The 20,409-nt window shown below is 33.3% G+C and carries 18 protein-coding genes; 16 read left to right on the forward strand and 2 right to left on the reverse strand.

Features of this window, described 5'->3' with window-relative positions:
* The first annotated feature begins 66 nt into the window (after nucleotides 1-66).
* The 16 genes from DK442_RS14410 (at nucleotide 67) to dsrP (ending at nucleotide 18,962) form a co-directional block, all read left to right on the forward strand.
* Nucleotides 67-1,002 carry an AraC family transcriptional regulator gene (locus DK442_RS14410; protein ID WP_160114192.1) on the forward strand — a complete coding sequence of 312 codons (936 nt, stop codon included), beginning with the start codon at nucleotides 67-69 and terminating at the stop codon, nucleotides 1,000-1,002.
* A 226-nt stretch (nucleotides 1,003-1,228) separates the two neighbouring features.
* Nucleotides 1,229-1,561: a DUF2147 domain-containing protein gene (locus DK442_RS14415; protein WP_109436602.1), complete on the forward strand. Its 333-nt coding sequence runs from the start codon at nucleotides 1,229-1,231 to the stop codon at nucleotides 1,559-1,561.
* A gap of 33 nt (nucleotides 1,562-1,594) precedes the next feature.
* Entirely contained in the window at nucleotides 1,595-2,308 is a 714-nt protein-coding gene (locus DK442_RS14420) for an outer membrane beta-barrel protein (protein ID WP_109436603.1), read from the forward strand.
* Between the two features lie 133 nt (nucleotides 2,309-2,441).
* Nucleotides 2,442-3,296, forward strand: coding sequence for a hypothetical protein (locus DK442_RS14425; protein WP_109436604.1), 855 nt, complete (start codon nucleotides 2,442-2,444; stop codon nucleotides 3,294-3,296).
* 541 nt (nucleotides 3,297-3,837) lie between these two features.
* Complete coding sequence (locus DK442_RS14430; protein ID WP_109436605.1) at nucleotides 3,838-4,254, forward strand: hypothetical protein; 417 nt, start codon at nucleotides 3,838-3,840, stop codon at nucleotides 4,252-4,254.
* A gap of 213 nt (nucleotides 4,255-4,467) precedes the next feature.
* Nucleotides 4,468-4,938, forward strand: a complete 471-nt coding sequence (locus tag DK442_RS14435; RefSeq protein WP_109436606.1) for a hypothetical protein — start codon at nucleotides 4,468-4,470, stop codon at nucleotides 4,936-4,938.
* A gap of 3 nt (nucleotides 4,939-4,941) precedes the next feature.
* Nucleotides 4,942-7,284 carry a TolC family protein gene (locus DK442_RS14440; protein WP_109436607.1) on the forward strand — a complete coding sequence of 781 codons (2,343 nt, stop codon included), beginning with the start codon at nucleotides 4,942-4,944 and terminating at the stop codon, nucleotides 7,282-7,284.
* Between the two features lie 27 nt (nucleotides 7,285-7,311).
* Nucleotides 7,312-8,397 carry an efflux RND transporter periplasmic adaptor subunit gene (locus DK442_RS14445; protein WP_235010962.1) on the forward strand — a complete coding sequence of 362 codons (1,086 nt, stop codon included), beginning with the start codon at nucleotides 7,312-7,314 and terminating at the stop codon, nucleotides 8,395-8,397.
* 19 nt (nucleotides 8,398-8,416) lie between these two features.
* Complete coding sequence (locus DK442_RS14450; RefSeq protein ID WP_109436609.1) at nucleotides 8,417-11,527, forward strand: efflux RND transporter permease subunit; 3,111 nt, start codon at nucleotides 8,417-8,419, stop codon at nucleotides 11,525-11,527.
* Nucleotides 11,528-11,586: 59 nt separating this feature from the next.
* Nucleotides 11,587-12,264, forward strand: a complete 678-nt coding sequence (locus DK442_RS14455) for an ion channel (protein ID WP_109436610.1) — start codon at nucleotides 11,587-11,589, stop codon at nucleotides 12,262-12,264.
* A gap of 232 nt (nucleotides 12,265-12,496) precedes the next feature.
* Nucleotides 12,497-12,736, forward strand: a complete 240-nt coding sequence (locus DK442_RS14460) for a hypothetical protein (RefSeq protein WP_109436611.1) — start codon at nucleotides 12,497-12,499, stop codon at nucleotides 12,734-12,736.
* A 3-nt stretch (nucleotides 12,737-12,739) separates the two neighbouring features.
* Nucleotides 12,740-15,070 (forward strand): molybdopterin-dependent oxidoreductase, encoded by a 2,331-nt coding sequence (locus tag DK442_RS14465; protein WP_109436612.1) that lies wholly within the window; start codon nucleotides 12,740-12,742, stop codon nucleotides 15,068-15,070.
* Between the two features lie 3 nt (nucleotides 15,071-15,073).
* Entirely contained in the window at nucleotides 15,074-15,775 is a 702-nt protein-coding gene (locus tag DK442_RS14470) for a cytochrome C (protein WP_109436613.1), read from the forward strand.
* Entirely contained in the window at nucleotides 15,768-16,391 is a 624-nt protein-coding gene (locus DK442_RS14475; protein ID WP_109436614.1) for a cytochrome c3 family protein, read from the forward strand. The genes DK442_RS14470 and DK442_RS14475 overlap by 8 nt, the downstream gene beginning before the upstream one ends.
* A 41-nt stretch (nucleotides 16,392-16,432) precedes the next feature.
* Nucleotides 16,433-17,626: a 4Fe-4S dicluster domain-containing protein gene (locus tag DK442_RS14480; protein ID WP_109436615.1), complete on the forward strand. Its 1,194-nt coding sequence runs from the start codon at nucleotides 16,433-16,435 to the stop codon at nucleotides 17,624-17,626.
* A 100-nt stretch (nucleotides 17,627-17,726) separates the two neighbouring features.
* Entirely contained in the window at nucleotides 17,727-18,962 is a 1,236-nt protein-coding gene (dsrP, locus tag DK442_RS14485) for a sulfate reduction electron transfer complex DsrMKJOP subunit DsrP (protein WP_109436616.1), read from the forward strand.
* A gap of 106 nt (nucleotides 18,963-19,068) precedes the next feature.
* Here the strand turns inward: dsrP and DK442_RS14490 are convergent, their stop codons facing one another.
* Both DK442_RS14490 and DK442_RS14495 read right to left on the reverse strand, forming a co-directional pair.
* A complete protein-coding gene (locus DK442_RS14490) occupies nucleotides 19,069-19,293 on the reverse strand; it encodes a hypothetical protein (protein ID WP_109436617.1) in 225 nt (74 codons plus the stop codon).
* A gap of 98 nt (nucleotides 19,294-19,391) precedes the next feature.
* Nucleotides 19,392-20,174: a prohibitin family protein gene (locus DK442_RS14495; protein WP_109436618.1), complete on the reverse strand. Its 783-nt coding sequence runs from the start codon at nucleotides 20,172-20,174 to the stop codon at nucleotides 19,392-19,394.
* Nucleotides 20,175-20,409: the final 235 nt, after the last annotated feature.

A 20,409-nucleotide genomic window follows, 5' to 3' on the forward strand; every position in this document is an offset into this window, starting at 1 on the left:
ATTCAGATAAATGTTTATACAAATTTTAACTACGATATTACCAAGGCAAAATACTTTTTTGTATCAATGCCATTTGGACCTTTAATATTTGCTCAATTATATTTATATATTTCTTCCCAAACAAAAAAAATTGGATGGACAGATAGTTTACATTTTTTACCTTCTATTATTATTGTTTTAATAGTACTTTCTAAATATACTCTTTTAAGTATTCAGGAAAAGATTGAGTTAATTGAGCAAATGCAAATCAATGGATTAACAATCTGGATCAAAATAATTAGATTTTCTATTCAATTTTTGATCATTCCGTTTTACATATATTTAATGTGGAGAAAAATAAAAAGTCATGAGAAATTACAATTAATGCAACTTTCGTATTCTGAAGGGATCAGCATTAATTGGTTGAGACGTTTATTATATTCTATTTTTATTACCTGGATATGTCTTATAGTTTCTCATTTTATCATAATCAGATCAGAATTTTCATATGATCAAATACAGATTTATCCTTTCTTGCTTTTTTCCTTAGCGTTGTTATATATAGGTATTTATGGTATAAGAAATGATGTTGCTCTTACCGAAATTAACGGAATACCTGAAAATAATAAAAAAAAAGAGCCAGATAAAAAGCAAGATATAAACAATGTTCTGGAAGAAAAACAGATTCTAGAATACAAACAAAAACTATTAGATTGTATATATTCTGAAAAGCCTTATCTTAATCCCAAGCTTTCTCTGCGGTCTTTGGCTGATATTTCTAAAATCCCTTATTACCATCTATCAACAATTTTAAAAATTGGATTAAATACTACTTTTTATGATTTTATCAACCAATACCGTGTAGAGGAGTTCATTGAGAAAGCGAAACATCCCAAAAACAAAAAATTCACTTTACTTACCTTAGCTTTTGAAGCTGGCTTTAATAGTAAATCATCATTCTATTCCATATTCAAAAAACATAAAGGGATTTCCCCGTCAGATTTCGTAAAATCAAAACTTTAATAACCCTTTGGCTTTAAGGATTTTTTATAATGATATTTTAATAAATACTATTATGTCAATATTCGTATTGTTTTAGACACCATTATAAACATTCAACAAAAGGGCCTTCTATCATTCTTAATAAGTCCAGATTGAACAATCCGGACTTTATTTGCCATTCCTTATTTCTGCATTATTCTTAAAAAATATTTCTTAGCGGTCTACAAATCATAAATAATAACTCAGAATGAAACAGATCACTTTATCAATATTATTGTTTGTATCCTCAATCACAATAGCACAAAAATCAACAGATAATTTTGAAGGAAACTGGAAAATGGAAGAAGGCTTTATAGTTCATATTACCAAATTAGGTGACAGTTTTAAAGGTATTGTTATCGAAAAAGATAAGTTGATTTTGGAGGATATTACTTTTAGTAATCAAAAATGGAAAGGTACATTAACCAAACCTAAAGATGGAAAAAAAATGGCTTGCGAATTGATTTTAGATGGTCAAAAATTAAAAGTCAAAGTAAGTAAAGGATTTGTTTCAAAAACATTGATCTGGACCAAACAATAAGAACTAAACACACGTTAACTAAACTCAATCGTTATGTATTTTACTTCAAAAAAATGCTTCCTTATCGGATTTTTGACTATAACAATTTCCGCTTTTTCGCAGAATAATTACGATTCTAAATATTACCTGGGGATTTCTGCAGGATCAAGTTTTCCTCTTGGTGATTTTAAAGATGCTTCAGAAAATAACGAAAATGCTGGTTTCGCCAAAACAGGTGCTAAATTTGATATTTATGGAGGTTATCGAATAAAAGAAAAGATGATTCTAACTGGAACAATACGAATCCAAAATTATGATATTGATACCGATGACCTTATCAATACCCTTGAAACAAATAATCCCAGTATCGATTTTACCGATAATTCAGATAATTGGAACATCTTGTATCTATTAGCCGGGGTCGCTTATCAAATGAATATTTCAGACAAATTTGCTGTTCTTCCACGTCTAAGTATTGGCCCTATGATTATAAACAGTCCCGATGTTTCTGTTACCGCAACTAATATTTCAAGTACAGTTGATTATTTGAGAAATGGAGAATCTGCTACAGGTTTGGGTTATGAAGTGGGTATTGGTTTAAAGAGAGATTTAGGTAAGCACTTTGCCTTAATGCCCACTTTTACCTTTACAGGCGGTTTTATTACTCTGGAAAGTGTTACACGGATTGGAGGAGTTGTCGTTTACTCAGAGTACCAACCCAATATCATCACTTTTAATATGGGCTTGTCATTGGCTTATAAATTTTAAAGAATCATACTTTGTGATATGAAACCTCTCATCATTTCTCCTTCATGAAAGAGGGGTTTCTATTACAATATTCATGACGGTTACTTAGGTAAAAAATGCTATCAATAAACACTCATTAATAAATAATATCCAAATGAATAAAATAAACCTATTGATTCTTGTTCTGTTAATTATAGCCTGCAACACAAAACCGGATTATACCTTATCTGATGAAAACCCACCAGTCACCAAAGAAAGAAAAGCCCAAATAATCTCCGCATTCTTTGGCTTAGACAATTCTCTACCACTAATATCAAGAGCACTATGGAAAGAAGCTCCCGGTCAGGATGGTATGCCTCTGGTTTTCTCTCACGAGATAGATCCAAACACGATGCAAGCAAATGATTTCCTTATTACTACTGCAAAAGGACAGAAAAAATATGCAGATTTTGTCACTTTACGGCCTGCTTCTGAAGAATTTGAATTGAGAACCATTTTGCTCATTGGTGAATATGGTGACCATCCGGATAATGAACCTATAAATATAGAAATCATCGGAGAATTAAAAAGCAGGGATGGACAAAATCTACAAGGGCAAAAAATGAAAGTTACCTCCCTCAATGATGGGCCTTTTATCAGTTATGCTGAGCATTTTATTTTTGATGAAAATTACCCATATAACAAAGAAAAAAAAGGATGCGATTGTGTAAAAAATAAAACTACAACGATTGTAAGAACCGTGTGGGCAGGAGGAGTTATTGCAATTAATGGTGAAGAACTAGGGAATGATCAATTAGAAAAATTTACTATAACCTTAAAAAGAGATACCGATTCCATAAAAGTCAAGCCGTTTCAAATAGCAGACCTTAATGACAATGACAATAATGTTGATTTATGTATTAAAGAAAAAGGTATCCCTGTGTACATCGAGGTAGATAAACATACCGTAATTGATCCAAATGGAGATGAGAACCCTAAAACCTCATTGTCAATTATATCAAGATGGTAATTGCAAATTAGGTAATAATCAATCAAAGAGTTATGAATAAGATAAGGATCTTAATTATTTTAATAATTGATATAAATGGCAGATACTATGCTACATTTTAATATAGATAGAACTAAACCATTAAGACTTATTTCTAACATGGTCATTATCTTACCTATATCTCATAACATAAATTTTAGGAAACAAAGTTTTGGTATACTAATGTTAAGTCTTTTTAACATGTCTTACTTAACCCTATTTGGTTTATAGAATACATAATTAAAAGCAATGAATGAACAAATCAAATTATCAAGGGCTTTTTCTCATTTTCCTTGTTTTAACGATTAGCTCTCAAATTTTAATAATCAATATAAACAACATGAAGTTTTTAAACTATAAACGAAGAAAAACAAACGAGTTCAAAATATTCAATCAAAATTAAAATCTAAAAAGTATAGAATTACTATGCCTTTAAAATATTTTATGCACTAAAATTAGGTAGTTATTTGAATAAATAATTATCTTTTAAGCTCACAAAATCAGACTCACTAACGTATTAACTATGAGAATCATCACCACAGGGCTATTGCTATTGGTTTGTTTATCTACATTCGGACAAACGCAAGAAGAAAAACAAATAGAAAGACAAAAAAACAAAGTTGAGATATTTACATCTGGAGAAAGAGATAATCTACAGTTCTTTTTTAAAGAGCAGGTAGATAAAATGAAACTAACGGAAGAACTTAGAGATGACTATTACGGAATCATTTTGTATTACACTAATAAAATGGGTCGTATTGGAGACAAGAAAAAAGGATATACAGAAGCTGAGATCAAAACAAAATTTGACGCTATGGTAATTCAATTAAATGATGAAGTCAAAGAAATCCTAACAAAAGAACAATATCAAATACATAGAGAAAGCTTTAGTAAGATTGTAACCAGTGTCTATAATAGAAAAGGCTGGAAAAAAGAATAGTTCTTCTTTCTGTGTCAAAAGATCTTAATAGTAGTAAAACTACAGTTATAAATTTTAAACATTTTATTTATAAGTGTTTAAAATGATATTTGATTTTTATCCCCCAAATTTATCTAGATAAGAAAATTCGATGAAGGAATAAAAATGTTTTATCCTTTTTGGTTTCCATATTTGGAAACTAAAATATATATTTGCTGAAATTTTGATATTAAAATGAAAAAATCTGAATCAATATTAGATTTATATGCTGAAGCATATAAGGAAGAGAATTATCCTCCTGTTGCAGGGAAAATGGTAGGGTTGTTTTTCACTTCCAACCAAAAGTACTTTACGTTTGAAGAGTTAATGAAGGGAGTTGGAGCTAGCAAAAGTGCTACTAGTAAGGCGTTAAAACTATTGATTGGTTTTGGAGAGGTTAATTATAAAATGCTAAAAGGCAATAAACGTAAGCGTCATTTTTACCTGGATATTAAAGGGAATATCGATAGAATACAACGATATATTGATGGATTCAAAATGCAAACTCATTTATTAAAAGAAACCTTAAAATTACGAAATGAAGAAGAAAAAGAAGTCAACCAATTTATTGAAGAGTTAATAGAATTTCACTCAAAAATGTTACAATTTGTAGATAAAAACTCAAAGAATCGTTTCAAAAAAACGTTACAATCCATTAATAAGTAACCTATGAAAAAAAATATATTGTTCCTTGTTTTATTGTGTTTCTCTGCTATGCTTTCTGCACAGAAAAGAAACTATAACATCGGAATCCTCACTGATTATCAAACTCCTAAGGTCATTCCATTATTAACAAAACTTAAATCAGAAATAAGATCGGTTGTAGGTGAAGATGCCACAATAAATTTTCCAGAAGAAAGTACCTTGGTCAACAATTATAACCTTGATACAGCGCTACAAAACTATAATACGCTTCTGGCTAATGATACTGATATTATTTTAGCATTTGGGATAATTAACAATCAAATCATCAGTAAGCAAAAATTACATCAAAAACCGACTATTTTGTTTGGAGCAGTAAATCGGGATTTTAATGGTATTGATTTAACCAAAAAAACTTCAGGAATTAACAACTTTACATATTTGGTCGAATCAGAATCGTTTAAAGAGGATTTTGAAACATTTAAAGAGCTTACTAATTTTAAAAATTTAGGAATTGCAATAGATGCTCCTTTTGTAGACGTTTTACCATTAAAAGAAACTTTTGATAGAGAGTTACAGGCTTTACAATCAAATTATAAGCTGATTCCATTTAATAAAGCTGAAGATATTTCTTCTAACCTTGATGGAATTGATGCTATTTACATGGCAGGAGGATTCTTTTTGAAAGAAGAAGAGAATATCCAATTGGCCAAAGTTTTTATGGAGAAAAAATTACCTTCTTTTACGATTAATGGTACCGAAGATGTACAAAATGGTTTTATGGCTACTAACCAATCTAATGAGAATCTGGAACAATTTTTTCGGCGTATCGCATTAACTGTAGAAGCACAAATTAATGGTGCTTCTTTGGCTGATTTACCAGTGTTTATAGATTATACACCTCGTCTAACCATTAATTTTAATACGGCAGAAGTAATTGGAGTGCCTATAAAATATAGCTTGATTGCACAAACAGACTTTGTTGGTGAATTTAAAAATGTACTTTCAGAAAAGCAGTATGATTTACTTAGTGTTATTAATGATGCACTAAATGATAATTTATCGATTCGTGCAGACCAAAAAGATGTAGATCTTAGCAATCAGGATATAAAGACAGCAAAAAGTAACTATTTGCCATCACTCACAGCTTCAGGAACGGGAACGTACGTCGATCCAGATGCAGCAGAAGTTAGCAATGGACAGAGTCCTGAATTTTCAACTTCAGGGAATGTTACTTTACAGCAGACTATTTTTTCAGAATCGGCTAATGCAAATATTGTAATTCAAAAAAAGCTACAAAAAGCTCAGGAAGAGATATTTAATGCAGCTCAATTGGATCTTATTTTTAATGCATCTAATACCTATTTTAATACGCTTATTCTTAAAACAAATACACAAATTCAAGTACAAAATTTAGAGCTTACAAAAAAGAACCTACAGATTGCAGAGCAAAATTTTGAAGCGGGGCAATCTGGAAAATCAGATTTATTGCGATTCCGTAGTGAAATGGCACAAAATACCCAAGCTATGGTTGAAGCTATTAATCAATTAGAACAGGGTTTTATAGCGTTAAATCAAGTGCTAAATAACCCAATTAACTTAGAGATAAGTGTAGAGGATGTGATGCTTGATGAGGGAATTTTTGAAGAATATAATTATGATGAGATAGCAGAGTTATTAGATGATCCATCTTTAAGAGAACCTTTTATTGAATTTTTGGTAGAAGAAGCAAAAAAAAATGCCCCAGAACTTAAATCCTTAATGTATAATCTGGAAGCTACAGATCGTAATATTAAGCTTAATAGTTATGGCCGATTTTTACCTACTGTTGCCTTACAAGGGCAGTATAATAGAACATTTAGTAGAAGCGGAAAAGGAAGCGTTGCCCCTGCAGGTTTTCAATTAGTAGATGATAATTATAATGTGGGACTTAATGTTTCTATACCCATATTTAATCAGAATCGAACCAATATTAATCGTCAAACGGCTATGATCCAAAAAGATCAAATAGAAATTAATAAAGAAAATACTGAGTTAAGTATAGCCGCAAATATTCGAACCGGTGTATTGAATATGGTAAATCAGATATCCAACATAGAGTTGTCGAGAGTTTCAGAAGAGACAGCAAAAGAAGCCTTAGAACTTACCCAAGCTTCATACTCTAGTGGCTCAGTAAATATTGTACAATTACTAGATGCGCAAAACAACCTATTGAATGCTCAATTGGCACGTGCCAATGCTACCTATAATTATCTTATAAACTCGCTTCAACTTGAGCGATTCCTGGGATATTATTTTCTATTGAATTCTGATCAGGATAATAATGAATTTAAACAACGTTTTTTTGAATTTTTAAATACAAGAAACTAATCCACAAAACACATAAATTCCAACAAAATGAAATGTATACACAAAATATTTACACTTATTTTTATATCAATGCTGATATATTCTTGTGGTAAGGAAGAAAAAAAAGAAGAAAAAATAGTACGACCAGTAAAATATCAGGAAGTTTCTTTCTTAGGAGGGGAAAAAGTAAGAACTTTTAGTGGTACGGCACAAACAGATAAGATTATTGATTTGAGTTTTAGAAACACAGGAATTATTACTCAATTTGATATTAAACTCGGACAAAAAGTAAAAAAAGGACAGTTACTAGCCAAATTAGATAATGTACAATCTCGATTGGCTTATGAGCAATCGGTTAGTCAATTAAACAGTGCAGCCTCACAAATGAATACGGCAAAATTGAGTCTAAACCGTGTTCGATCATTGTATGAAAAAGGAAGTTCTTCTTTAAGTGATTTTGAAGCTGCAAAAAATTCTTTCAAAACAGCACAAGAAAGTCACGAATCTGCAAAAAGAGGAGTTGATATTCAGCAGGAACAAATACTATATGGATATCTATATGCTCCAGAAGATGGAGTAATTGCTGCTATAACATCAGAAATAGATGAAAACGTAAGCTCGGGACAAGCAGTAGCAATATTGAATGCCGGAGCTGATATGGAAATTACATTAGGTATTCCAGAAAGTGTAATCAATAGAGTAAAGGAAGAAATGGAAGTGACGGTTAATTTTACTTCAATAGAGAATAAAAAGTTTAAAGCCAAAGTAACAGAAGTTTCTCCGGCAGTAGATAGCAATACAGCAACGTATCCGGTTCGAGTTACCGTAATTAATCCAACAACCGACATAAAAAGTGGTATGGCAGCTAATGTAACTTTTGATTTTGGTGAAGGTGAGACGAATACTAAAATATTGGTAGTTCCAGCTAATGCAGTAGGTGAGGATAGTAATGGACGTTTTGTGTTTTTAATAGAAGAGAATGATAATACAGCTAAAGTAAAGAAACAGCAAATCACTATCGGAAATCTATCAGGAGAAGGTTTTGAAGTAGTATCAGGACTCTTGGTAGGGCAAAAGATAGCTACAGCAGGTTTACAGACACTTTTGGATGGACAAGAAGTAAAATTACAATAATCACCAACAGCATAATTATATGAATTTAGCAAAATTCTCTATAGAAAAGAATAGAATTACTTTTATGGTCCTAGGTACCATAATTCTCTTAGGTATTTCGATGTATTTTAGCTTATCCAGGGATAGTATGCCTCCGTTTACTATTCGAGTGGCATCTGTAGTATCTACTTTTCCAGGGGCAAGTCCTGAACGTGTAGAACAATTAGTTACAGATAAGATCGAAAAAATAGTGCAGGAACTCCCAGAATTAAAAGAAGTAAATAGTACTTCACGAACAGGGTTATCTGTAGTTAGTGTTACTCTAAAAGATGAAGTTCCAGAAAATAAGATGCAGGCAGTTTGGGATCGATTACGTAGAAAATTAGAGGGAATTAAGGGGTTACCCAATGGAGTTGTTCCAAACTTGGACGATGATGGTATAGGAGACGTATATGGTATTGTAGTAGGTTTGACATCTGATGGCTATTCGTATGCAGAAATGAAAGAATACGCAGATGATATCAAAGATGACCTGATTAAAATTCCAGATGCTGCCAAAGTAGAAATGGGAGGAGAACAGGAAGAACGTATTTTTGTAGAATTTGATAATACAAGACTAAAAGAATATGGATTATCTGCAACCAAATTACAGCAGAGTATCGCAGAAATAAATATATTGAATTCTGGTGGTCAAATTAATGTAGGAGATGAACGTATTATTCTTGAGCCTACCGGAAACTTTAATTCCATAGACGATATTAGAAATATGCTTATCGCAATAGGTAATGGTGCGCAATTGGTGAAATTGGGAGATATTACAACTATTACAAAAGGATACATAGATCCTCCGACTCAAAAGGTTAGGGTTAATGGTAAAGATGCTATCTCATTACATATAAATCTCAAAGATAATGCTAACGTAATTACCTTAGGCGAAGAAGTAAATCAAGTAGTAAAGAGATGGCAGGAACGTCTACCAATAGGTATTGAATTAAATCGTGTATCATCTCTAGATACTTATATTGATTTTAAAGTTAGCGACTTTATAAATAATTTAATGCAATCTATTGGGATCGTATTAATTGTGATGCTTGTCTTTCTCGGGTTTAGAACAGGGTTTGTAATTGCTAGTCTTATTCCTATTGTAACGATCATGACACTTATGATCATGGGTTTAATGAATATAGGCCTTAACCAGGTTACATTAGCTGCTTTGATAATGGCGTTAGGGATGTTGGTAGATAATGCTATTGTAGTTGCTGAAACGATATTGGTAAAGATGGAAGAAGGTATTGAGAAAAAGAAAGCCGCTATTGAAGCCTTTACAGAATTATGGATGCCTTTATTAATTTCTACATTAACAACTTCGGCAGCATTCTTGGCCTTTTATTTATCTCCGACAAATATGGGAGATATCGTAGGGCCCATTTTTGTGGTAATCTCTATTGCCTTATTATCCTCATGGATTATAGCACTTACAGTTATTACCATGTTTTGTTATTTATTCCTAAAAGTAACTCCTAAGAGTGAAAAGAAACCTAGCTTTATTGATAGGGTAATCAATTCAATGAAGAATTATTATAAAAATTTAATTCTATTGGCATTAACCAATAAATATAAATTCATCATTGGAATTTTTATTTGCTTTTTTGTTTCTCTTTATGGATTTACCAAAGTCGCATTTATTTTCTTCCCTGATAGTGATAGAAATATGATCACTATAGATATCAATCTACCCGAAGGGAATAAAATAGAGCGCACGGTAGATGTAGTGAAACGAATAGAGCAATACATGATTGATTCTTTACAAACAAATTCATCACGATCTACAGGTATCGTAGATTGGTCATCTTATATTGGTGAAGGACCAGAATCTTATGATTTGGGTTACTCTCCCGATGAAGCAAACTCTAATTATGCTCATATTCTGGTAAACACTTCGTCTTTTAACGAAAATAACAATATGATCGCCAAACTGGATAAGTTTACCTTCTCTAATTTTCCAAATGCAGATATCAAAGTTGGTCCACTAGGAGCTGGTGGTGGTGGGGTTCCTATAGAAATTAAAGTCTCAGGAAGTAGTCCAGATGAACTGTCCAAAATAGCTGAACAAGTAAAACTGAAATTATCAAAAATATCGGGGACCAAGAATGTAAAAGACGACTGGGGTCCAAAGAGTAAAAAATTCTTAATTCAAATTGATCAAAATCGAGCACAAACAGCAGGTATATCCAGTCAAGATATTGCTACTTCTTTGCAAACCGTTTTAGATGGATTTCAAACAGGAGAATATAGAGAAGATGATAAATCGATTCCTATTCTTATGCGAAGTGATAATAATCAACAACAATCATTGGCATCTCTTGAAACGCTGAATATTTATGCACAGAATTCTGGCAAAAGTGTACCTTTATTGCAAATCGCTTCGATTGTTCCTGCATGGCAATATTCTAAAATCAAACGTTTGGATTTACGCCGTACTATTAATATTAGTAGCGAATTGAGATTAACTGGTAATGCATCTGCTATTACTGCCGAAATAACACCATGGTTAGAAGAAGAAATAAAGAACTGGCCAGAAGGATATGTATATGAGTTTGGAGGAGATGCCAAGAACTCTGAAGAAAGTATGGGATCGGTCATTGGGTATTTACCTATAAGTGCTTTTATTATTGTATTGTTACTTATTATTCAATTTAATTCCTTTAGAAAAATGGTAATGGTTGTGTTTACTATTCCTTTGGCTATTATAGGAGTTGTTATAGGATTACTAGTCTTTAGAGAGCCATTTGGATTTATGCCATTTTTAGGAGTAATTTCCTTAGCAGGAATAGTAATCAATAATGCAATAGTGTTGATAGATAGAATGGAAATAGAACAAAAAGATCTCGGGCGTACCGAAAAAGATGCAGTAATAGCCGCTTGTTTACAAAGATTCAGACCAATTTTGTTAGCTACTTTTACAACAGTTCTGGGGCTTATTCCATTATATATTAGTGGTGGTGAGATGTGGGAAGGTATGGCGGTAAGTATTATGATAGGATTATTGTTTGGTACCGTGATTACATTATTATTTATTCCTTCATTATATAGTGCACTGTATAAAGTAAACTATAAAGAGTATGTTTTTAATGAAGAACTGTTAGAATAAACAAGGATAAATTAATAGGTCCATAGTATATCTATATACTATGGGCCTTAATTTGTTTTATGAAAAATACAATGCTTAATAAACTATATCAGTACAGATTTGAGTTTTTCTTTTTTAGTCAAATAGTTATCCTTTTCGGATCACTACTATTCCCATCCGATTTTTTTGAAAATATATTATCACCAGTACTATTTTTAATTAATCTTGGAGCAGGGATTCTTTTAATTTCAAAGAACAAAAAGTTAATGTGGTTTTTTATCGTATTACTTATATTTTCTACTATTTTCTTCGGAATAAGAACGATAGAAAAACAAGAGATAAGGTTCCTCAACTTTCTAAACATGGGAACTTATTTTTTGTTTTATGTTGTGGTAACTTTTGAAATCATAAAACAAATCTGGGGAACAAAAATTATTAATAAAAATGTGATTTTTGGTCTAATGAGTGGATACATCTCTTTAGGATTAATAGGTTTTTTTATGTGCCTGACTATAGAAATGTCTTATCCTGGATCTTTTACAGGTTTGTTAGCCACAATGAATCAACCTGAAATATTAACAGAAAGATTAATGTACTATAGTTATATCACTCTTTTGACTATTGGTTATGGAGAAATTGTTCCTGTTTCTATTTTGGCACAAAAAGCAGCAGTTCTAATTGGTATGATGGGACAGTTTTATTTGGTTATTCTCACCGCAATAATTGTTGGTAAATATATTAACCAACAAAGAGAATAGATAATAGTTCGAAAATAAATTAGTAGATTATTTAGAGGTATTCCTGTTAGTGAATTATAAAACTTAGATATATGATAAATGTCAGTTTTTATTACTGATTAAACCACGATTTTTGTATCTTAATAACCACAAATCATCAGGTCAATAGGTAGTTAGAAGGTGGGAGATGTTTCTTTTTTATTTGAGTTCTGCCTCAAAATCTTGATTTGGCTAAACCAATAACTATACCACCATGCCAATCAAAAGTTATTTAGCACATCCGCACCAAGGAAAAAAAGACGAACTCATCACTGCACTTTCGACATTAGAAAAGTGTGAAGTACTTCCCGCAGAAAATAAAGATATTCTTGTTCTGGTCACAGATACCGCAGACGAATACGAAGAGGATATTCTAACTAAGAAACTAGAAACCATCTCAAGCCTGAAATTATTAGCAATGGTTTCTGGATTTAATACTCCTAAAGATAAATAGCATATGTACAATTCTATACTTACCGACAGACGAAATTTTATTAAAAAAATGGCAATGTTGTCTGCAATGACAGCTGCGGCTACAATGTTCCCCGGGATTTTATTTGCAGATGAGCAAGAAGAAGGGATACCTAATGGAGCTAATCTGGACTGGAAAAAGGGACCTTGTCGTTTTTGTGGTGTAGGTTGTGGTATTTTGGTGGGTACCGAAAATGGAAAAGCAGTAGCGGTAAAAGGAGATCCTAACTCTTCGGTCAATAAAGGATTGCTTTGTGTAAAAGGGTATCATCAAACGATGTGTATTCAATCAAAAGATAGACTTACTCATGCATTGGTGAAGAAAAATGGTCAATATGTAAAGACTCCCCTTAATGAAGCTTTGGATATTGTAGCTAATAAAATGAAAGAAACTATTCAAGAGCATGGTAAAGATGCTGTTGCTATGTATACTTCTGGGCAATCTACAATTCCAGAGGGATATGTGGCATCTAAATTGATGAAAGGCGCCATAGGAACCAATAACCTGGATTGTAATGCTCGTCTATGTATGGCAAGTGCAGTAGCTGGTTTTTTAACCACTTTTGGGGCTGATGAACCTATGGGATGTTATGAGGATATAGATCATGCAGATTATTTTATCACATGGGGAAATAATATGGCAGAAATGCACCCCGTGTTATTCTCCAGAATGTTAGAACAAAAGAGTAGAAGAGGGGCTCAAATCATTGATTTTGCAACAAGAACAACGCGTTCCAGCACAGCATCTAATAGATCAATATTATTCGAACCTCAGACAGATTTGGCAGTAGCTAATGCTATTTGTTATGAAATTATAAATAATGGATGGGTAAATAACTCTTTTGTAGAAAAGCATTGTAACTTTAGTAAAGGGCTAACTAATATGGGATATGGCTTAGAAGATAATTATAAGTTTAATGACAAGCCCTCAACAATAGATTTTGAAGCATACAAAGAGTTTTTAAAAGATTATACTCCAGAAAAAGTAGCAAAATATTCCAAAGTATCTGTAAAAGACATTAAGTATTTGGCAGCAATATATGGAGATCCAAATAAAAAAGTGGTTTCCTACTGGTGTATGGGAATGAATCAACATACCAGAGGAACCTGGATCAACAACTTAGTGTATAATATACATTTACTTACCGGAAAAATTTCACAACCAGGAAATGGGCCATTTTCATTAACTGGTCAACCCTCTGCTTGTGGTACAGCAAGAGAAGTAGGTACGTTTACCCATAAATTACCCAAAGGAGTGGTAACGAATGAAAAACACAGACGTTTGGCTGCAAAAATATGGAAAGTACCTTATGAACGTATTCCTGCTAAACCGACCTATCATGCAACAGAAATGTTCAGAGCAGTTGATCGAGGAGATATTAGATTTATTTGGACACAAGTTACTAATCCACTGGTTTCATTACCAAAGACAAGTAGGTATCGTCCTGGTATGGAAAAAGACTCTTGTTTTGTAGTCGTTTCTGATGTTTTTCCCACACCAACTTCTGATGTGGCAGATGTCATTTTACCAGCATCCTGGCATATTGAAAAAAGTGGATTGTATGGAAATTCTGAGCGCAGAACACAACATTGGGACAAAATGGTTGATGGTCCGGGAGAAACAACACCAGATGCATGGATGACGATTGAAGTTGCAAAACGAATGGGATATGGTGATTTATTTCCTTACAGTGAAGAAAATCATGTTGAAGAAATTTATAATGAATACAGACAGTTTCATGAAGGAGCAAAACACGGAATGGCTCCTCTGGAAGTGCTAAAAAAAGAATCCGGAGTCATATGGCCATATGTAAACGGAAAATCTACACAATGGCGTTTTAACGCAAAATATGATCCGGCATGTTCTAATGGAGAAGATTTTCATTTCTATGGGAAACCAGATGGAAAAGCAGTAATCTGGCAACGACCCTATGAACCTGCTCCAGAAGTCCCGGATGCCGCATACCCTTTTTGGTTGAATACAGGAAGGGTTATTGAACATTGGCATACAGGGTCTATGACACGTAGGATTCCTGTACTACATAAAGCTATGCCGAGTGCTTATGCAGAGTTTCATCCAGAAGATGCAAAAGCATTGGGAATTAGGAATGGAGAAAATATAAAAGTGACTTCACGCAGAGGGTCTTGTATATTACCGGCTTCGATAAATGAAAGAGGTTTGCCAACCAAGGGGCAGGTATTTGTTCCTTTCTTTGATGAAAACATGATGATTAACGATGTTACTTTAGATGCTTTTTGTCCGATTTCTAAAGAACCTGACTATAAAAAGTGTGCTGTTAAAGTCGAAAAAGCATAGGCTATGAAAAAGAGACTAGGTATCATATCGTTGTTTATACTTTTATTCATAGCTTTTATAGTGATCTGGAATTTTAGCTATAAAAAAGGATTAGAAGAAGCATATATTCCAATTGCTGAAGAAGTTCCTGTTTCTACCATTCCTTCAGAAAAAGGAGTATTTGCACGGTCAGAATTTGCTTTAGAATACCTGAATATGCCGATTGATGAAGAACATCAACGAAGTTTAACTACATATTATGATAACCGGGCATATCCCGGTGCGCCGCCAAGTATTCCTCATGAGTTACTAAAAGGCGAAAGAGGTATCGGCGGAAAGGCTTGTTTACAGTGTCATCAAAATGGTGGATTTGTAGAGAAATTTAATGCATACGCTCCTGTAACTCCGCATCCCGAGTTGATCAATTGTCGACAATGTCATGTAGCTCAAAATACACAGACACTTTTTACAGACACTAATTTTTCCGAAATACATGCTCCCAAAGTAGGTGTAAATAGTGCTTTGCCGGGCAGTCCGCCAATGATGCCGCATGATATCCAGATGAGGGAGAATTGCCTGTCCTGTCATGCTGGCCCTGCTGCGCCAAAAGAGATCAGAGTTACACATCCTGAAAGAATAAACTGTCGCCAATGTCACGTACCCGATATTCGTGAGCTTGTAGATACAGAAATTTTTACAAGAACTAATACCCATCAAAATGAATAGACAATATTATATATATCTTCTGGTTTGCATGTTCATTTTTATGCATTTTTCTTGTAAGCATGGAGGAGAAGGAGAGTATCATAGCCTCACTGATAAAATAGAAGAAGAAAGTAAAGATTATCATGGTATTCCTATTTCTTCTGAAGCATATATAGGAGATATGAAGACTGTCGAAATTACAGAAGGAAAGCATACATTTTTAATTCCGGATCGTAAAAGTCAAATTACTTCTTATGCTTGTACAGAATGTCATTCTAAACCTTTAGAACAAATTAAGGGAGCAGATTTTAAAAAAGCACATTGGGATATCGAATTAGTGCATGCTAATACAACAACTATGAATTGTGCTACTTGCCATAATGGTAATGATATGGATAATTTACAAAGCCTTACAGGTAATGCGATTGATTTTAATAGAAGTTATCAATTATGTAGTCAATGTCATACCCAACAATTTGAGGATTGGAAAGGTGGTGCTCATGGTAAGAATATAGGGGGGTGGGCTAACCCAAGAGCTGCGATGACCTGTGTAAATTGCCACAATCCACATAAGCCACATATAGAATCCAGATGGCCATCGAGATTTAATACACAAAAAGTAAAAGAAAGAGAATAATCCAGTATCACTTTACAGTGATTATAATAAAAATTTAAATTATGAGTGGGATTGGAAAATATTTTAAATTGAATTTAAATAGTGCAATTAGACAGACCTCTGGATCACCTTGTGGTTGTGGAAGTTCTTCGGGAGGTTGTAGTTCTCGGGTAAATGAACCAGCTCCTGTAAAAACATCTTGTGGTTGTGGAAGCACTTCAGGAGGATGTGGTTCTCATACTGAACCTGAGATTAATGATGAGGAATTTTTTGAAGCAGCAGTTGAAGCTTCTATTGGTAATGAACGTAAAAAAGATGGTTTCGATCAGGTTTTTGATGTGAAAATGGATCGTCGTACCGCTTTTAGAAAATTAACCGCTAGTTTGCTTATAGGAGCTGGAGCGGTAAGTACATCTTGTAGTGTCACTACTGGAGAGGGTACAAAAGAAAAAGCACAAATAGATTGGGAAGAGCAGTTTAAAGGAAACTATAAATTAATGACAGATGAGGAGCGAAATGCTACGGTAAATCGTTTGGTACGGTCCTATGAACTGCGTAAAAATTCAACTATAACCATGAAATCCACAGATGCAGTAAAAGATGTATTGTTTGGATATGCATTTAACATCTCTAAATGCCAAGGATATATGGATTGTGTAAATGCTTGTGTGGAAGAAAACAATCAGGATCGTAACTCAGAAATGCAATATATCCGTATTCATGAAATGAAAGACGGAGAAGGATTTAAGTTTAATGAAGCTGATGATAATTATTATCACGAAGTCCCTGCCGAAGGTCATTTTTATATGGGTACGCAATGTTTTCATTGTGATAACCCTCCTTGTGTAGAGGTGTGTCCTGTACAAGCAACATGGCGAGAAGATGATGGATTGGTAGTAGTAGATTATGATTGGTGTGTAGGGTGTAGGTATTGCATGGCGGCTTGCCCTTATGATGGACGTCGATTTAATTGGAGCACTCCCGAGGTTCCTGAAGAAGAGGTAAATAAAGATCAACACTATCTGGGAAATAGAATGCGTAAAAAAGGAGTCATGGAGAAATGCACGTTTTGTGTACAACGTTCGAGATCTGGTAAAGATCCTGCTTGTGTTGAGGCCTGCCCAACGGGAGCAAGAATTTTCGGGAATTTATTAGATCCAAATAGTACCATACGATGGGTATTAGAAAATAAAAAAGTGTTTAGGTTAAAAGAAGATCTCGGTACAGAACCTAAGTTCTGGTACTTTATGGATTAATAATAAAAAGATAAGCTCGCGTAAGGGATAGGAACAAGCTACAATGTAGCGTGTATAGCCCGACCTGAAGAATGAAGGGAACGCCAAAAAAATAGTTAGTATGAAGACACTCAAAGTTTTTGGAAGTTTAATTAAAGATAGCCTGGATACTATTACCAAAGGGTCAAAAAAATACCATTTTTGGATGGCTTTTTTGACTTTTGTGATGTTAGTTGGGATGTATTGCTATTCGATACAAATAGAGGAAGGGTTGAGTGTTACAGGAATGACAGATAGAGTGAGTTGGGGATTATATATTTCTAATTTTACTTTTTTGGTAGGTGTTGCTGCTGCAGCTGTAATGTTGGTGATGCCAACATATGTGCTTAAAGATATTGACTTTAAGCAAGCTGTACTTATAGGAGAAGGTTTGGCAGTAGCGGCCTTGATTATGTGTTTGGCCTTTGTCGTAGCAGATATGGGAGGCCCATCTGTTTTATGGCATATGATACCTGGGATAGGAGTTTTTAATTTTCCTAATTCGATGCTTACCTGGGATGTGATTGTTCTTAATGGATATTTGTTTATTAATATAAGTATTCCTCTATATATATTATTTAGACATTATCAGGGAAAAGACGCGAATCCCAAAGTATATGTTCCCGGAGCAATCATGTCAGTATTTTGGGCTGTGGGAATCCATTTGGTAACTGCTTTTTTATATCAGGGATTACAGGCTCGTCCTTTTTGGAATAATGCATTATTAGGTCCCCGTTTTTTGGCTTCAGCATTTGCTGCGGGACCAGCATTAATCATTCTTGTATTAGCGGTTATAAGAACATTTACGGCATTTAAAATCGAAGATAAAACGATCAAGAAAATAGCAATGATTGTTACTGTAGCAGCGCAAATCAATCTCATTATGTTGGTGTCAGAATTATTTAAAGAATTTTATGCTCCCACACATCATAGTGAAAGTGCTTATTATTTATTTTTTGGTTTGGAAGGTAAAACTGCCTTATTACCATGGATATGGACCGCTATTCCGTTAAACGTTCTGGCTACTATCTTACTTACATTTGGTAAACTGCGTAACAATTTTAAGGTATTATATTTTTGTTGTTTTATTCTATTTATTGCAATTTGGATAGAGAAAGGGTTTGGATTAATTGTTCCTGGATTTATTCCTGGGCCATATGGTAAAATTGCAGAATATATGCCGACCGGAATAGAGATTGGAGTTACTATAGGTATTTGGGCACTTGGTGCTTTTGTTTTCACAATACTTGCCAAAACCGCTATTGGAATTGAAACAGGAAAGTTGCGTTTTAATTCAAAAAAACTTACAGGAAAATAAAAATACTTCTTTACAAAGCGATAATAACTTAATTAATGCAGCCGGGAGTATACAAAACATCATCAATATCCCGGCTACATTAAAGAAAAGAGGAAAATCTAAAATGTTAAGCTGAGTTCAGTAGACCTTTTAAACGTTTTTCGATTTTACGTTTTTTTACGGTAATTGTTTTCATGATTTCCATAAGTTTAGGGTCTTTAGTAATCTTATAAATTTCATTGATTTTAAGAACTAATGCCTTAGCTTCTCTGGATGCAGATACTCTATCACTAGTACTCATATGACCAATTTTCTTACTTTCGAATGCTAATGCTTCTTCTATTAATTTCATGTATATACTGTTTAAGGTTGATAAAATACTTTGTATTAAATAGCACTTTGGGTATCATACTATAGAGGCTTTAGGTTTTAAGAATATGCCCTGGAGAATTAATCATCAGTTTCGATTAAAAGAGGGGTTTTACCATCGGTAATGATAACTTTACTGTTGTTAGATCTCGATAGTTCATTAAAAGCCTCTATAGTTCTAATTTTTATAATTTCTTGTGTTAATCCTTCTGACAATATCTTTTGAGCATCCCGCTCTCCTTCTGCATCAATTATTTTTCTGTTAGCTTCAAGTTTTGCTTGTTGTATTACAAATTCCATTCGCATAGCATCCTGTTCTGCTTGTAATTTTCTTTCTATAGAACCAGCCAGTCCTCTGGGTAACTGAATACTTTTCATTAAAACAGCTATAAGCTCTATTCCGTCTCCTTGTTTTTGTAGGTTCACTGTCATTTTTGATTTTATTTCATCTTCAATTTTTGCTCGCATTCCCGAATGCATATCTTTCGCAAAAAATTGAGCACAAACGTCAGAAGAGGCCGACCTAAAAATACTAGTAATAATAGATTCATAACCCTGACCTAAATTTTCTAAAACAGTTGGTATTTTATCTTGTTGTAAACGGTATAAGATTGAAATTTCAGAATTCACACTTAATCCTTCTTTACTGGGCAAGCTTAAGATCAGTTTTATGTTATTCGTTTGGGTGGATTCTTTGATTACTTTACTGATGAAAGGATTATATAATATGGTACCTTGTGTGGATACCTTATTAGAGAATTTTCCTAAAGTTTGTTTTACCCCAGCTTCTCCAGGTCTTATTACTGCACAATTGCAGAATATTATTAGTATTGCAATTAATAAAAAGAAATTATACGTTTTCATGATCTAATTTTTAAGAGTTGTCAAGCATCATTTTATCCTAATAATTTACAAAATTATACGCATATATTTTTATTTATATTTATTATATATAGCATAAAAAAAAATTATGTATTGTGATTTATACCAATTACAGATTTTCTTATCAATATCAGAGCAGCGTAATATCACTAAAACATCATAGGAGTCAGACCTAACTTAATCTGTTGGATCTGTCCTTCTTATCATTTTGAAAATA

The organism is Aquimarina sp. AU119, assembly GCF_900312735.1.
Lineage (GTDB): Bacteria > Bacteroidota > Bacteroidia > Flavobacteriales > Flavobacteriaceae > Aquimarina > Aquimarina algiphila.